Annotated in this window: 14 protein-coding genes; 1 reads left to right on the top strand and 13 read right to left on the bottom strand. The window is 45.7% G+C overall.

Annotated elements, in window-relative coordinates; translation table 11 throughout:
* Positions 1-17 precede the first annotated feature (17 nt).
* The 10 genes from NST94_RS23270 to NST94_RS23315 all read right to left on the bottom strand — a co-directional run bounded on the left by NST94_RS23270 (position 18) and on the right by NST94_RS23315 (position 10,256).
* Positions 18-1,316 (bottom strand): NCS2 family permease, encoded by a 1,299-nt coding sequence (locus tag NST94_RS23270; protein WP_036677630.1) that lies wholly within the window; start codon positions 1,314-1,316, stop codon positions 18-20.
* A gap of 239 nt (positions 1,317-1,555) precedes the next feature.
* Complete coding sequence (locus tag NST94_RS23275; protein WP_076130395.1) at positions 1,556-2,311, bottom strand: tRNA threonylcarbamoyladenosine dehydratase; 756 nt, start codon at positions 2,309-2,311, stop codon at positions 1,556-1,558.
* Between the two features lie 61 nt (positions 2,312-2,372).
* Positions 2,373-4,157: an aspartate--tRNA ligase gene (aspS, locus tag NST94_RS23280; RefSeq protein WP_076193219.1), complete on the bottom strand. Its 1,785-nt coding sequence runs from the start codon at positions 4,155-4,157 to the stop codon at positions 2,373-2,375.
* A gap of 55 nt (positions 4,158-4,212) precedes the next feature.
* Entirely contained in the window at positions 4,213-5,466 is a 1,254-nt protein-coding gene (gene hisS / locus NST94_RS23285; RefSeq protein WP_036677635.1) for a histidine--tRNA ligase, read from the bottom strand.
* Positions 5,467-5,658: 192 nt separating this feature from the next.
* Positions 5,659-5,796, bottom strand: coding sequence for a hypothetical protein (locus tag NST94_RS23290; RefSeq protein WP_175617365.1), 138 nt, complete (start codon positions 5,794-5,796; stop codon positions 5,659-5,661).
* Positions 5,797-6,162: 366 nt separating this feature from the next.
* Positions 6,163-6,612: a hypothetical protein gene (locus NST94_RS23295; protein WP_036677637.1), complete on the bottom strand. Its 450-nt coding sequence runs from the start codon at positions 6,610-6,612 to the stop codon at positions 6,163-6,165.
* Positions 6,613-6,660: 48 nt separating this feature from the next.
* Positions 6,661-7,170 (bottom strand): type 1 glutamine amidotransferase domain-containing protein, encoded by a 510-nt coding sequence (locus tag NST94_RS23300; RefSeq protein WP_339281333.1) that lies wholly within the window; start codon positions 7,168-7,170, stop codon positions 6,661-6,663.
* 150 nt (positions 7,171-7,320) lie between these two features.
* On the bottom strand, positions 7,321-7,476 hold the full coding sequence (locus tag NST94_RS23305) for a hypothetical protein (protein WP_175617366.1): 156 nt from the start codon (positions 7,474-7,476) through the stop codon (positions 7,321-7,323).
* Between the two features lie 134 nt (positions 7,477-7,610).
* Positions 7,611-8,054, bottom strand: coding sequence for a D-aminoacyl-tRNA deacylase (dtd, locus tag NST94_RS23310; protein WP_036677641.1), 444 nt, complete (start codon positions 8,052-8,054; stop codon positions 7,611-7,613).
* A gap of 21 nt (positions 8,055-8,075) precedes the next feature.
* Positions 8,076-10,256: a bifunctional (p)ppGpp synthetase/guanosine-3',5'-bis(diphosphate) 3'-pyrophosphohydrolase gene (locus NST94_RS23315; RefSeq protein ID WP_339281334.1), complete on the bottom strand. Its 2,181-nt coding sequence runs from the start codon at positions 10,254-10,256 to the stop codon at positions 8,076-8,078.
* 313 nt (positions 10,257-10,569) lie between these two features.
* On the opposite strand from NST94_RS23315, the gene uraA reads away from it, so the two are divergent.
* A complete protein-coding gene (uraA, locus tag NST94_RS23320; protein WP_038572987.1) occupies positions 10,570-11,883 on the top strand; it encodes a uracil permease in 1,314 nt (437 codons plus the stop codon).
* A 253-nt stretch (positions 11,884-12,136) separates the two neighbouring features.
* On the opposite strand, the gene NST94_RS23325 is transcribed toward uraA, so the two are convergent.
* From NST94_RS23325 to NST94_RS23335, 3 genes are all read right to left on the bottom strand, one after another.
* The gene (locus NST94_RS23325; RefSeq protein ID WP_036677647.1) at positions 12,137-12,655 is read right to left on the bottom strand and encodes an adenine phosphoribosyltransferase; all 519 of its coding nucleotides are present in this window, start codon (positions 12,653-12,655) and stop codon (positions 12,137-12,139) included.
* 207 nt (positions 12,656-12,862) lie between these two features.
* A complete protein-coding gene (gene recJ / locus NST94_RS23330) occupies positions 12,863-15,265 on the bottom strand; it encodes a single-stranded-DNA-specific exonuclease RecJ (protein WP_339281335.1) in 2,403 nt (800 codons plus the stop codon).
* Between the two features lie 29 nt (positions 15,266-15,294).
* Entirely contained in the window at positions 15,295-16,245 is a 951-nt protein-coding gene (locus NST94_RS23335) for a cation diffusion facilitator family transporter (protein ID WP_036677651.1), read from the bottom strand.
* Between the last annotated feature and the right edge of the window lie 125 nt (positions 16,246-16,370).

Consider the following 16,370-nt stretch of genomic DNA (forward strand, 5'->3'; position numbering starts at 1 on the left):
AGAAACTGGATGCCGCTCTATAGCACAGCCTGCAAAATAAAGTTAGCCACAAACAAACCAGCAATTCCATACAACGCAGGTGGCACTTCCTTCCCTTTGCCCAGCGCCAGCTTCACAATTGGGTAGGTAATAAAACCAAAAGCCATACCGTCCACGATGCTATAGGTGAATGGAATCATAACCATGATTAGAAAAGACGGGAACAGCTCGGTCAAATCACTTAAGTCCATCTCACGCACATTCTGTACCATTAGCCCGCCAATCACAATCAGGATCGGTGCGATCGCACTATCGGGAATATAGGATAACAGCGGTAGGAATAAGAAGGTCGCCCCGAATAGAAGCCCTGTTACCAGCGAGGTGAGACCCGAACGCCCGCCCGCAGCTATTCCTGCATTAGATTCTGCAGCGGCCACGACCGGACTGCTTCCGAAAAGACCCGCGGCGATATTAGCAAGCGAGAGCGCACGCAGGCTGCTTTTGAAGCGTTCTGGACGGCCTGCCATCATCGTCTGCGAGGCTACAAGACCGATATTTTCAAATACAACGATTAACAATAACAGGAATACAGCAATCCAGAACACCAGGCTCACAATGCCGCTCCAGTCCATTCCGAAAAATAGGCCGCCATAACCTGAGAATACATGCCCTGAGGCCTGTTTTTCCGGTGCATGTGCAGCTCCCAGCAGATAGGCTAGTCCTGTACCAACCAGCATACTTATCAGCAGGCCTCCGTTAGTTCCCCGGATAAATAACACTAAAGCCAGCAATAAAGTCACACAGGATGTAATAACTGCAGGATCACTAAAATGTCCTATGGCAACAAAAGTAGTCTGATGGGCAATCACTATCCCACTCTTTTGCAGCCCTATAAAGGTCAGAAACAGCCCTATACCGACTGTAATGGCATGCTGCAGGTTTTGGGGAATTGCCTCACTAAGAATACGATAAAGTGATGTAAAGGCCACGATAGCGAATAACACACCTGTTATAACGACTACAGTAAGCGCCTCTCTCCAGTCCAGTTTCATGGAATGAACAAGCGTATAAGTGAAAAATGCGTTAATCCCCATCCCGGGAACCACGATGATAGGCGTCTTCCCGCCAAAAGCCATCAGCAGACAGCCGGTAATTGCGGTCAACAGTGTAGCCACCATTGCCGGTCTAAGCGGCATCCCCGCGTCATGGAGAATCGTCGCATTCACCATAACAATATAAACTGAAGCAAAATAGGAGAGAATCCCTGCAGCCCATTCCCGTTTCCAGTCATTCTCAGGCGCAAGCCCCACACTATTTCGCCAAAAATTCGATTTCATGTACAAAAACCTCCACTGATATTAAGTTCCGCAGGCGGATATTACCCGGATTATAAATCTAATAATCAGCCGTTCATCCCGGTTCAGCTATTATGCCTATTTGTGGCCTGCTTCTTGCAGAACCCGCCTGTTTAACGACAACAAAAGGGCGTACGCAGCCGGATTCCAGCTACTCGCCCTTTTGTCCATTACTCTAATCCTATAACTATAATTGAAACAGCCTCAGCTCAGCGATTCACTTACAAGCTGACGCCTCCAGCCTCAAGCAAGTCACGCACGGCAACGCTGACCATAATTAGGCCGGCTACCGGTGGAACAAATGAATTGCTGGCTGGCGGTTGTTTCGCTTTACGTCGATCCGGCGCATTCTCCGGAACAATCTTGTCCGTAACATCCTGACGTGGCTTCATTGGCGGCTCCGTAGAGAAAACCACCTTCACGCCTTTCTTAATCCCATCCTTACGCAGCTTCTGGCGAATGACCCGGGCAATCGGATCATACGTTGTTTTGGAAATGTCCGCTACCTGGAATCTTGTAGGATCCATTTTGTTGGCAGCGCCCATGCTTGAGATCATAGGAATTCCACGTGCCAGACATTCTTTAATCAGATGGACCTTGTAGATAATCGTATCCGAGGCATCAATCACATAATCCGGTTTCAGCTTGAACAGTTCCTCATAGGTTTCTTCCGTATAGAACATGTTCAGCGCAATCGCTTCACATTCCGGATTAATCAGCTTCACACGGTCTACCATCAGTTCGGCCTTCTTTTGCCCAACCGTTGTAGTAAGTGCGTGGATCTGCCGATTCACATTGGTAATGTCGACGGAATCCTTATCAATCAGAATCAGTCTGCCGATCCCGCTACGAGCCAATGCCTCAACAGCCATACCGCCAACACCGCCGATACCAAGTACCGCTACTGTGCTGTTCTTCATAATCTCCAGACCTTCCGGTCCGATCGCCAGTTCCGTACGTGAGAACTGATGCAGCATGAGGTCAGCCTCCTTCAAAAGCTATGGCGAAGCAGAAATCTGCCTCGCCCGCTTTATTTAATTATTCTTTTTCTTTTTCTTTCTTTGGTTTAAGAGCCAGCTTAATATGCAGTTGCTCCAATTGTGAACCGTCTACTGGTGCAGGTGCATCCATAAGCAGGTCCGTTGCACTTGCCGTTTTCGGGAATGCGATGGTTTCGCGTAGATTTGTACGACCCGCCAGCAGCATAATTAGACGATCTAAACCGAAGGCAATACCACCATGTGGAGGTGTACCATATTCGAACGCATCCATCAGGTAACCAAATTTCTCGTAAGCAACCTCATCTGAGAAGCCGAGAGCTTGGAACATTTTTTCCTGTACTTCACGTTTGTAAATCCGCATGGAGCCGCCGCCTACTTCATAACCGTTCAGAACGATATCGTAGGCTTGTGCACGAATTGCACCTGGATCTGTGTCGAACAGATGAAGATCCTCTTCACGTGGACGAGTGAACGGATGGTGTTCTGCTACATAACGTTTCTGATCTTCATCATAACCAAGCAATGGGAAGTCAGTCACCCAAGCGAACTTGAACACGTTATCGTCGATCAGACCCAGCTGACGTCCGATTTTGACACGAAGGGCACCTAGAACGTCCGCTACAACCTTTTTGGTATCAGCGGAGAACAACAGTAGGTCGCCTTCTTCAGCGCCTGTACGCTCCTTCACAGCGGCAATTTCTTCTTCAGTGAAGAATTTGACAATCGGCCCTTTGAACTCGCCGTCTTTCACTTGAATCCAAGCCAAACCTTTCGCTCCATAACGCGCAGCATAAGGTCCGAGATCATCGATTTCTTTACGAGTCCAAGTCCCACAGCCTTTAGCATTTAGACATTTCACTTCTCCGCCTTTTTCGATCACGGAAGCGAATACCTTTACGCCACTTGTGGCAACAATATCGTTCATTTCTACAAGCTCTAATCCAAAACGCAGGTCAGGTTTGTCTGAACCGTATTTGCCCATAGCCTCAGCATAAGTCAAACGTTGGAATGGAAGCTGAATATCCGCTCCTACAGTTTCTTTAAACAGACGTTGCATCAGGTTCTCCATCATGCCAAGCAGCTCATCCTGAGACAGGAATGAAGTCTCGATGTCCACTTGTGTAAATTCCGGCTGACGGTCAGCACGCAAATCTTCATCACGGAAACAACGAGCAATTTGATAATAGCGTTCAACGCCACCCACCATCAATAGCTGCTTGTAGATTTGTGGAGATTGTGGCAATGCGAAAAATTCGCCTTCATGCACACGGCTTGGCACCAAATAATCACGAGCACCTTCCGGTGAGCTCTTAGTTAGGATTGGCGTCTCTACGTCAATAAATCCTTCACTGTCAAGGAAATCGCGGAAAATCTTAGAAGCTTTCGAGCGTAGCAACAGCGTTTTTTGCATTTCTGGACGACGCAGATCCAGGTAACGATATTTTAGGCGAAGAGATTCGTCTACTTCCACTCCATCTTCGATGAAGAATGGAGGAGTCTTAGCAGCGTTCAGCACTTCGATGTCTGTAATTTGAACTTCAATCTCACCTGTTGGCAGATTGCGGTTAATGGTTTCTTCATCACGTTTAACCACTTTTCCTTTGACAGCCAAAACATACTCACTGCGAACCTTATCCGCAATTTGCAGTGCTTCGCCGGAGTAGTCCGGGTTGAATACAACTTGCACAATACCGCTTCTGTCACGCAGGTCAATAAAAAGTACGCCCCCAAGGTCGCGGCGGGTCTGGACCCATCCGTTCAAGGTTACCGTTTGTCCAATATGTTCTGGTGTTAATTGCCCACAGTTATGACTTCTTTGCATAATTCACCATTCCCCTTTTTATTTAAAAATACATTTCTACTTAAAAAGTCTTCTTCTATACCAACGCCTGAGCCAGCTCTTCGAGCTTCACAGTCTGCTGTTCCCCTGTGCTCATCGACTTCAGCGCAATTACACCATTCTTCAGCTCGTCTTCGCCAAGAATCGCAGTATAACGTGCCGACATACGGTCAGCTGACTTCATCTGCGCCTTCATCTTCCGGCCGAGGTAGTCGCGTTCTGCCGAGAACCCTTGGCTACGCAGAAAGTATAGCTGCTTGGAGATTTCAATGTCAGCCTCTTCGCCAAGAGCTACAAAATACACATCCAGTGGCTTCGCAGTCTCCAGCTCTACCTTCTGATCTTCCAGAATAAGAAGAATACGCTCCAGCCCGATCCCAAAACCAATACCCGGTTGATCCGGTCCACCGATTTCTTCAACCAAACCGTTGTAACGGCCTCCGCCGCCTACGGTATCAATAGAGCCAATGCCAGCTGCTTTATATTCAAACGCAGTATGCGTGTAATAATCCAAACCACGTACAAGACGAGGATTAATCGTGAACTCCACACCCATGATGTCGAGATGCATCTTAACCTTCTCAAAATGAGTTATGCATTCATCATCCAAACTGTCCAAAATGGAAGGCGCATCTGTAAATTTATCCTGATCCACCTTGCAATCCAGCACACGAAGCGGATTACGCTCGATTCGACGCTGACAGTCACTGCAGAGGTTATCCTTCATCGGTCTAAGGAATCCCAGCAGCTTCTCCCGGTAAGCCGCACGGCTTGGTGCATTACCCACGGAATTAAGCTCCACTCTTACATCCTTAAGACCTAGATCCTTATAGAATTGATAGCCCATAGAGATTACTTCTGCATCAATAGCCGGATCCACGGCCCCAAACGCCTCAATCCCAAACTGATGGAACTGGCGATATCTTCCGGCCTGCGGACGCTCATAACGGAACATAGGTCCGATATAATACAGCTTGCTTACATCAGGTTCACCGTATAGCTTGTTCTGAACGTAAGCCCGCACGACACCAGCCGTTCCTTCTGGACGAAGAGCCAAATCACGGTCGCCTTTGTCCTTGAACGTATACATTTCACCTTCCACGATATCCGTTGTTTCGCCTACTCCACGTTCGAATAACCCTGTGTGCTCAAACATAGGTGTGCGAATTTCCCGGTAGTTAAAACGGCGGCATAAATCTCTGGCCTTCCCCTCAATATACTGCCATTTCTCCACAGCACCCGGAAGCACGTCCTGCGTTCCTGTTGGTTTCTCGAATCTTTCTTTAGCCACAGTCTATCCCTCCTAAAAAATAACCCCTCTAAAGCTGTTCTCTTCATCTGTTTCTATTGCAGAAAAAGCAAAAAATCCCTCGCCCTGTTTTATAAAAAAACAGGGACGAGGGATTATCATAACCAATAATACACCACGTGGTACCACCCACATTCCGGATCAGTAAAAATATACTGAAGCCGCTCAAAGCGGTTAACGCCCGCCTACGCGTAAACGGCTACTGATCGCGGCAATCAACATTGCCCACTTTCGCCGTACGTTCTCGGGGAGGTCATTCATTCGCTCATCAACAGAATCCTTGCAGCCAAGCGATACCGGTTCATCATCCACTTAAGTAGATGTCATCCGAATCGACAAGGGATTCTTCTCTGGAGTTGTGGGTTCTCGAATTACTTGGTCCCGTCATCAAAACCATATGATAAAATCGTATATTGTTAACATTCTACTGAACTACTGCATTAAAGTCAAGGTAGTAAAAAGGATGCCTAGTATAAATTTTGACAGCTTCCGAGTTTTTTATTCAGCAATTATATTGTAATAAAAAAATGACCTGCAGCCGAATGCTGCAGGTCCATCATCATATATTATTAAAAAGGGGGTCATGCCTTTATTATAAACACGCTATATTAAGGAATCATGTACGTAATATTACGATTATATTACATTCCATGAAAGCGGTTTATTTTTAATAGAATACTATTCGAATTGTTCAACATAAGCCCCTTTACCCCGGAGGATTTCCACAACTTCATTATAATTCTCTTCTGCTATACTTAGCTCCATCACATAACGAAGTTCACTTAAATCCCCATCTTCGAGATCTCCTTCTGCCACGTTCGCACTAACCTGATCTTCATTCACACTATAATGTGTTTCAGGGTCAGCCCGAGTGTCGGAAGCGGCAATGCCAGGAACCAGCATAGCTCCAGCTGCAGGTGTACTAGCCGTTCCAAGCGTTCCAGTTGTGCCTGCGACTACAGATGCACTATCCAGTGGAATGATTGGAAACAGAATATTACGATCATTGCCGATAGGGTCTGTGAGTGGCCAAACCTCCAAGCCATCCACCTTATAGCTAATCAATGCTGTTTTTGCGCCTTCTGCTTCATTTTCAGTTCTGAAATACGCTTGGATTTTTCTGCTCATTGCCATTACCTCCTTGGATTATAAGACTCTAATTTAAATATTGCTTATTTATTTCAGGACCTTCAATATTTCACGAACAAATGCAGGCTCATCTTTTGGTGTACGCGAAGTAATGTAATTGCGATCAACCACTACTTCCTCATCCTTAAACTCCGCGCCGGCATTCACAACATCATCCTTCAGCGGAGGATAAGAGGTAATGGTGCGTCCCTTAAGCAAGTCTGCACTGATCAGAATTTGCGGTCCGTGGCAAATAGAGGCGATAGGCTTGCCTGCTTCATTTGCTTCTTTTACAAACTTCAAAACATCGGCATTTTGCCGTAAATTCTCGGGGGAAGAACCACCCGGGATTACAATCGCGTCATAATCACTTGCTTGAACATCGGCGATCGCCTTGTCTGCTGCGTAGGAGACTTCTTTCTTTTTACCTAGCAAGGTCTCCCCTTTTTTCAAACCAATAATGTCAGCTTGATGTCCTGCCTTTATAATTTCATCATAAGGAACCTTCATTTCAGAATCTTCAAAATCATTAGCCAGTAAGAAAGCAACGTTACTCATGTAATAGTTTCTCCTCTCTGTCTTTAGCAATTAATGATGTTCTAATTATTCTTTCTTGTGGTCTATTACCCTTATGAGGATGCTTTCTAACCTTTAATCGGAAAAAAGGCTTCCTTCACAACACCGAAAAAGCCGCATTTTCCACCCGCTTCAGGTACGCGGCAAGAGATTGCGGCTTCTTCCTTTCATCACTAGTGGTTCGGTCTCGCCGTCTAGCTTTTTGGCTAATGCACAGGCTTCCATAGGACTCCCAGTCGGTAGTGCCGGGATACTTCTCCATACCCATGCCTTCTGTGATTGTCTCATTCTTAAACTCCCTGCCTTATGCGTGATATCTGCCTGCATTTAGTTTATCCAGCCCAAAGAAGCTCTATCCGCATAAAAAAAAGATGTCGAAAGTTAGCTCCGGCCAGAAGCAATCTTCGACATCCTCTATTTCGTTAGCTGCGGCTATCCAGAATGAGAGTAACTGGGCCCCAATTGGTCAGCGACACATCCATCATCGCTCCAAATATGCCCGTCTCCACCTGAAGACCTCCAGCTCTAAGCTCTTGATTAAAGTAATCATAAAGACGCTCGGCCTCCGCAGGAGCTGCAGCTCCCATGAAATTCGGCCGTCTTCCCTTACGGCAATCTCCGTATAAAGTAAACTGGGACACTGAAAGAATAGCTCCGTTAGTATCCGTGACACTATAGTTCATTTTGCCAGCATCATCTTCAAAAATACGCAGTCCAGCTATTTTATCCGCTAAATATTTGGCATCCTTCTCTGTATCTTCATGGGTAACGCCGACAAGCAGCATCAGGCCATTGCCAATCGCTCCGGTCACTGTCTCATCCACGGTTACTTTGGCGTCCTTACAACGCTGTACTACAACTCTCATCGCACTACTTCGCTCCTTGCCTTATTGCATGATCCGATTCACTGTATATACATCCTTGACTCGTTTCACTTTATCTACAACGGATTGTAGATGCTCCGTATTACGAATAAGGATGGTCATATGAATCATTGCCATCTTATTCTTGTCAGAGCGCCCAGTGACCGCTGAAATGTTCGTTTTGCTCTCGGACACAGCCTGCAGTACTTCATTGAGCAGTCCATTGCGGTCATGGCCTGTAATCTCAATATCCACACTATAGTTTGCTTCCATCGTGCCTTCCCATTCCACTTCAATCACTCTAGCTGCTTCTTCTCCGTCACCTTCACCCGGAATATTAGGACAATCCTGGCGGTGTACAGATACGCCCCGGCCCCGTGTAACATAACCTACAATGTCGTCACCCGGAACCGGGTTGCAACATCGTGCAAAACGAACAAGTAAGTTTTCAATTCCTTTTACACTAACGCCATTGGTGGGTTGATTTCTTCTTTCGCCGGAAGACTTGATCTCCTTCATCTCTGAAGTAAGCTCCAAGTGGTTAGCAGCTTCTTCCTGCTCCTTGCGCAGCTTCTCCGTCAAACGGGAGGCAATCTGCGAAGCGGTAATCCCACCAAAACCAACGGCAGACAACATATCCTCTACATCATTAAAAGCAAATTTTTTCGCAGCTTCCAACAGTTTTTCATCAGAAATCCACTCGGAAACTTCGACATTCAGGCGCTTCAGCTCACGTTCAATCGCTTCGCGACCTTTTTCGACATTTTCCTCACGTTTTTCTTTTTTGAACCATTGTTTAATTTTGCTTCTTGCGTGAGAGGATTGTGCAATTTTGAGCCAGTCACGGCTAGGTCCGTAAGAATGCTTAGACGTCAAAATCTCAACAATATCGCCCGTCTTCAGCTTGTGATCAAGCGGCACGATCCGCCCGTTCACCTTGGAACCAATCGTACGATTGCCCACTTCTGTATGAATGCGGAACGCGAAGTCAAGAGGCACAGAACCGACAGGAAGCTCGATAACCTCACCTTTAGGAGTAAATACAAACACGAGGTCTGAGAAAAAATCCATTTTTAGTGATTTTACGAACTCTTCGGCATCCTTAGCTTCATGCTGCAGCTCCAATATTTCGCGAAAGAAAGGCATCCGATTCTCCGGATTAGCATTATTACTGCTGCCTTCTTTGTATGCCCAGTGTGCGGCTATCCCGTATTCTGCCGTGCGGTGCATTTCCCAGGTGCGAATTTGCACCTCAGTAGGCTCTCCGCCTGGTCCTACCACAGTAGTATGCAGAGATTGATACATATTGGCTTTTGGCATAGCTATATAATCTTTAAAACGCCCCGGCATTGGCTTCCATAAGGTATGAATAATTCCAAGGGTTGCATAACAGTCCTTAATATTATCCACAATGATACGAATGGCCAGGAGGTCATAAATTTCATTAAACTGCTTGTTTTTTGTGCTCATTTTGTTATAAACACTGTAAATATGCTTCGGGCGGCCGGAAAGATCACCTTCAATGCCCATTTCATCCAGCTTGGCACGAATACGGCCAATTACGCTGTCGATAAATTGCTCACGTTCAGCCCGCTTCTTATGCACCAGATTAGCAATACGGTAATACTGCTGCGGGTTCAAGTAACGAAGCGCAATATCCTCCATCTCCCACTTAATCGCGGAAATCCCCAGCCGGTCAGCTACAGGACAGAAGATCTCCAACGTCTCATAAGAAATACGGCGCTGGCTCTCTTCAGATTGGTATTTTAACGTTCGCATATTATGCAGACGGTCCGCCAGTTTAATGACAATGACCCGGATATCCTGGGCCATAGCAATAAACATTTTGCGGTAATTCTCGTTCTGCTGCTCTTCCTTTGAGCGAAAGCGAATGCGTTCCAGCTTCGTTAAGCCGTCAACAAGCATTGCGCAGGTATCGCCAAATTTAGCGCGGATTTGTTCCAGTGAGACCGTCGTATCTTCCACCACATCATGCAAAAGCGCTGCAACAATAGATATAACATCCATTTGCATATTGACGACAATATCTGCCACCGCCAGCGGATGCAGAATGTATGGCTCCCCCGACTTGCGGATCTGCCCGTGATGAGCCTGATCGGCAAATTCATAAGCTTCCCGGATGCGGAGAAGATCTTTATCTTTTATATAGGCGCCAGCCTTATCAATTAATCGCTCAATGCCCATTCTCGTCGTATCCGATTCCTTTCTATAATAAAATGAACCCGCAACTGTTCAAAAATCTGCAGGTTCCAATCATTTCATTTGTCCAAGCTTACTTACGCCCTTATTCAAAGTTGTCTATAATTATGAGGCTTAAGGAGGATTACGTCAACACTTGCCATCTCATGGTATTCCAGAAGTAAAAGTAATTAAATTCGGACAAATTAATAACACTTGTGAAAATGTTGTTGTAAAAAAGCCAAGTTCTATTTAATCTAGTAAAGGCGGATTTTCGCCGGACAACCTAATATCAGATAAGAAAGAGGAGTGAACTCCATTGCAACGCGAAATTCAAGTTAACGAAAAACTTCCATGGGGCCCAGGCTTTCTATTAAGTCTCCAGCATTTGTTTGCCATGTTTGGCAGTACAGTGCTAGTGCCTAACTTGTTCGGGGTCGACCCTGGAATGATTTTGCTTATGAATGGTATCGGTACATTGCTGTACATTTGGATCTGTCGCGGTAAAATCCCTGCGTACCTTGGTTCCAGCTTTGCCTTTATTGCACCGGTATTGTCAGTACTCAGTCGTTACCCAAATGATCACATGAAAGGATACTCGCTTGCTTTGGGTGCTTTTATCGTCACTGGTATAATATTCGTGCTCGTGGCATTGATCATTCGTTATGCAGGAACCAAATGGATTGATGTTGTTTTCCCTCCAGCAGTAATGGGAGCGATCGTAGCTACGATCGGACTTGAACTTGTACCTGTTGCCGCACGAATGGCAGGACTTATTGCTCCTGAAGGCGTTGCAGTTGCAGACTGGACTCCAGATGGCAAAACAATCGCACTTTCTATGGTGACACTTGGTGTAACTGTAATTGGAGCTGTACTCTTCCGCGGTTTTCCAAAAATCATTCACATCCTTATTGGTATCGTCACTGGTTATGGTTTAGCATATATTTTGAAAATGGTGGATACCGCTGCTATCTCTAATGCAAAATTTTTAGCGCATCCTTCCATTGTTACTCCTTCATTTGATTGGAATGTAATATTCACTATTATCCCGGTATCATTAGTTGTTATTGTTGAGCATATTGGACATTTACTTGTTACAAGCAATATTGTCGGCAGAGACTTGGCAAAAGATCCTGGACTTGACCGCTCTCTGATGGGGAACGGGATATCTACAATTATCTCCGGTTTTATCGGTTCTACTCCAAATACAACCTACGGTGAAAATATCGGGGTTATGGCGTTGACTAAAGTATATTCGGTATATGTAATCGGCGGCGCAGCGGTGATTGCTATTCTGCTTTCATTCTCTGGTACTTTCTCCTCCGTCATCGCTAATATTCCAACCCCTGTAATGGGTGGTGTATCCCTGTTGCTGTTTGGTGTAATTGCGGCTTCCGGATTACGTATTTTCGTTGAGCAAAAAGTTGATTTTTCCAAGGCTACGAACATGATCATGGCTACGTTGGTACTCGTTGTCGGAATCAGTGGTACAACCCTTACTATGGGCAACGTTAAACTAAGTGGTATGGCGCTGGCTACAATTGTTGGTATCGTATTGGCATTGTTCTTCAAACTCATTGAAGTGCTTGGACTGTCTAATGATGGCGGAGAAAGTGATAAAACTGCCCATTAATCGGTTATAAAAAATAGAATTTTAAAAAAGCTGCTCCAACATCCATTTATGGACTTGGGCAGCTTTTTTTATTGACTCAGATACAAAACAGCAACTCTCCGCCACAAGGCAGACAGCTGCTGTTATTATCTTGCATTTTCCAATTAATGTTTAACTTCCACACTTTGCGTCACGCGCTAATCTTTGCACTTTTCAGCATAATTCGAGAGCCGAATCCCCGTTTATTTCCCGGGAAAAGACAAACTTTACAAGATTAATCCTCGTAATTCACCAAGGAAAGAACTTCAACTCCAGAAAGCTTATTACGCCCAGCAAGCTCAACCAGTTCAATCAGAAAAGCAGCACCTACCACTTTACCGCCAAGCTGTTCTACAAGGTTAACCGAAGTAGCAATGGTTCCACCAGTAGCCAATAAATCATCAGCGATCAATACTTTTTGACCAGGCTTGATGGCATCTGTATGAACAGCAAGGGTGTCCTTGCCATACTCAAGATCATAACCTACCTCTATAGTCTCATATGGAAGCTTGCCGCTTTTACGAATCGGCACAAAACCTACTCCCATCGCATAAGCAAGAGGTGCTCCAACTACGAAGCCACGTGCTTCTGGTCCAGCGATAACGTCGATTTCCAAGTGCGCTACGAGAGCTTTCAACGCGTCAATCGCTTGGCGGTAAGCCTCACCGTCTTTAAGCAATGTGGTGATATCTTTAAAACTAATACCTTCTTTAGGGAAATCAGGAATCACACGAATACTATCTTTAAAATCCAAATTTATCATCTCCTATAAGTTTTGTTAGCATAGCTGCATTGATTTCAGATCGGCAAAACTTGCTTCGTAAGCATTCGCTTTGTTTTGTTAGCATAGCTGCTTTGATTTCAGATCGGCAAAACTTGCTTCGTAAGCATTCGCTTTGTTATATGAGCGTTGCATTTTTATACACCATTGGGTACGCTCAGCATCTCATATTCACATGGATTATGATACGCCTAAACGACGCGATAACATCCAGTCCTGTAACTCTGACAGGCTGCCCTCCATGAAGTATTGCTCCATCTCCGCCATCTGTCCCAGTCGGACAAAATGACTCGAAGCTGTCAGACTTTTAGCTACTGGCTGAGTAATAAACGCCACACTTCCCTGACTTCTTTTAATAAAATCAAGCTCCTCAAACACATCAAGCATGTTGTTAAGCATGCGGATACTTAACGAGGACTGGCGGCTTAACCGCAGCAAAACTTCGTTCTCAGGCGTTGCAACTGAGGTGATCGAAGCCAACAGTTTATATAGTATTTTGAAATGATCCCGTGTCGGAGTAATAAGTCGTTCTCGGCCATCCTTGATAGAATGCAATAACGCAATATTATCAGCATTAGGGAAGGTTTGGAGCAGCGCATCCAGTTGTTCAGGAGTCTCCGGCATATCCAGTATGCATAACAGAGAGACATGCCCTGACTCCTGAAGGGGCTCATCCTTAACAGCAGCGCTAATGCCAGCTTCTTTATCATATACCCATAAAGACATTCCTATCAATTCACTTGCAGGCGTACTACGTCCGTTCTGAAACACTGCAGCAGCTCGATACGGACCCGCACCACTATAAGGAAGAAGTAGTTCTCTAATATGTGCGGCTTGCCGTACGGCGTCAGCAGCACCACGAAGATCGAATAACTGGGCATCCTGCACAGATAAATCCTGCAGCATCAGCTGTGATTTGCGTGAGCCATTCCATTCATTGATCGACAGCTCAGCTAACACGTTGATCGTAGTACCCGCCGGTAGCAGCCTGGATAAAGCGCCTTTACCAAACGCCAAGGCTTCAATGCTGTTTTTCCCCTGCTGCAATACAATCTTCAGGTGTTTTCCATCTTGACCCATTGTACGTGTCTCTTTCACGGTAGCCCCACGAATAATAAACTTCGGCAACGGATTAGACATTCCGAAAGGTGCAAGCCTTTCCAATTCTAGCGCGGTCTGCAGTGATAAATCCGAGATTGACACCTCTGCATCAGCGGAAGCAACAGGAACGAAATGCTCTGACGTTAACACCCCGGACGCATATTCATTTAATGCTGCAGCAAAGACTTCTAATCCATCCCGATGCAGGCTCATTCCCGCAGCGGCTGGATGACCTCCAAAATGATCCATTAAATCAGAACAAGAAGAAAGTGCAGCGTAGATATCAAGTCCAGGTATGGAGCGAGCAGAACCTTTGCACATTCCGGTCTCTGGATGTATATCCAGAATGATCACAGGCCGATAATAACGCTCCAGTAGTTTGGAAGCCACTATACCTACCACACCTACATTCCAGCCATGATCAGCAAGAACAATGATGTCTGGGATTTCGCCACCCTGTGTCATCTGCTCCAGCTTGGCAGTGGCCTCAACAACAATTCTTTCTACCACCAATTGGCGTTCTTTGTTAAGCAGGTCAAGCTCTCCAGCTAGCTGCTCTGCCTCAGCCGCATGCTCGGTAGTGAGGAGTGACACAGCCCGTCCAGCATGATCCAAGCGACCACTGGCATTGATGCGCGGCGCCATGCCAAAAGCGATATTGACCGCACTCACAGTGCTCATGTTCACACCGCTGACAGCGAGTAAGGCACGAACCCCCGGGAAACTTGAATGCCGCATACTTTCCAAGCCATTTCTAACAATCTCACGGTTCTCGCCAAGTAGCGGCATTAAATCCGCAACCGTTCCTATCGCTGCAATCTCTGCCCATTCTGTGGGAGTCTCTTCCCCTAGAATAGCCTGAGCAAGCTTATAAGCCACACCTACACCCGCTAATCCTTTGAACGGATAAGGGCAGTCTGGCAGCTTGGGATTAATAAGCGTATAGGCTTCTGGCAAAAGCTCAGGAGGTTCATGGTGATCCGTAACGATCACATCGATCCCCAGTTCATTAGCGTAAGCAACCTGATGATAAGCGCTAATGCCAGTATCTACTGTAATGATTAAGGAGACACCTTGCTGTAAAGCCCAATCCAGGGCATGATTATGCAGCCCATAACCCTCATTAGAGCGGTGTGGGATATAAATATCAAAGGAAGCGCCTAAATAGCGCAGCAGATGAATCATAAGTGCTGTGCTGGACACCCCGTCGGCATCATAATCGCCATAAATAAGAATATGTTCTTCATCTTTTAAAGCCTTTCTAATTCTAGGAACCGCTTCAGCCATTCCTTTGAGTAGGAACGGATCATGCTGTTCTTCCTCACTGCCATCCATGAAGCTTAGAGCTTCATGAGGCGTGTTCATTCCTCTATTTACTAATAGTGAGGATAAGAGTGGAGAAATAGAAAGGCTCCGGGCCATATCCCTAACTGTGTCGGGATTGGCTGCCGGAGATTGCCATCTTGTTTTTGAATAAAGCAATAGAACTCACCTTTCTCTCACCTTGCAAACTACTGAAGCAACGTAGGAATATCATTATCCGGCAATTCATAATTGCTTTTGTACGGATAGCCGGGATCATAAGGAACAACGTCCATATGCACCTCACCGACATGAACAAACCGGTGCTGCAGCAGCTTCCTAGCGCATTCCGAAATATCCTGTGCTTCCATCACCGTAATCCGCGGATTTACACTGATTTTCACTTGAAGATTCACATAATTCCCTTGCTCAAGTGCCTTCAAATGTTCTACGCGAATGACGCCATGAACACGTTGCACTGTTTCAATAAAATTAGCGGCTTCCTCCGAAGGAAGCTCCTGCGCATTTTTAGTGTTAATAGAGCTAGCAATGAGTGAATAGCCTTTACGAAGAATTAAAACTCCGGTTAAGAGTGCGGCAATAGGATCCATATAAGATAGAGGATGCCAATAGGTACCACCCATGGATAACGAAATTCCGACTAATACTGTGATAGATGTATATAAGCTGAAACGATGACTATTAACATATGCAGCATGACTGCCATCACCTATTTTTTTAAAGTAGCGATATTGATATTGAAAAACAGCTTCTTTAAACACAATAGATACTAAGACGGTTACAAACGCCAGCTGTCCGTGTGTAGATGATTTTCCATCTGTTAAGTCGCGGATTGCAGAGAATGCGATCTGCAGTCCCCCCATAAGAATAAATACCGAAAAAAGTATAGCCAGCAGCGGCTCCTTAGTGCCCCGCCGTTCTTCGATCCGTTGCTTACTCTTTCTCCCTTGCTCAGAGCGCCACGGAAGAATATCCGCCAGTTTAGCTGCTGCATCTGCTCCGGAATACAAAGCATCCCCCATTAATGCCTTGCTCCCTGAAATATAGCCAAAACTCCCCTTAGCTACTGCCAAAGTAACATCGCTAATGATCCCTGTCCAAGCAACCGTCTCGCTTTGCGGTGATCGTTCTTTATTCATACGAGGCCCTCCTTACCAATAGCAAGTAATCTCATGATGATTCAATACACATGACATGACCCTAAAGATTTCGAAAGCCGCGTCGCATTTGACGCGGCTTTCTTAAACGTATAAGAAAAGTAGAA

The sequence above is a fragment of the Paenibacillus sp. FSL H8-0282 genome (assembly GCF_037963825.1).
Lineage (GTDB): Bacteria > Bacillota > Bacilli > Paenibacillales > Paenibacillaceae > Paenibacillus_AQ > Paenibacillus_AQ odorifer.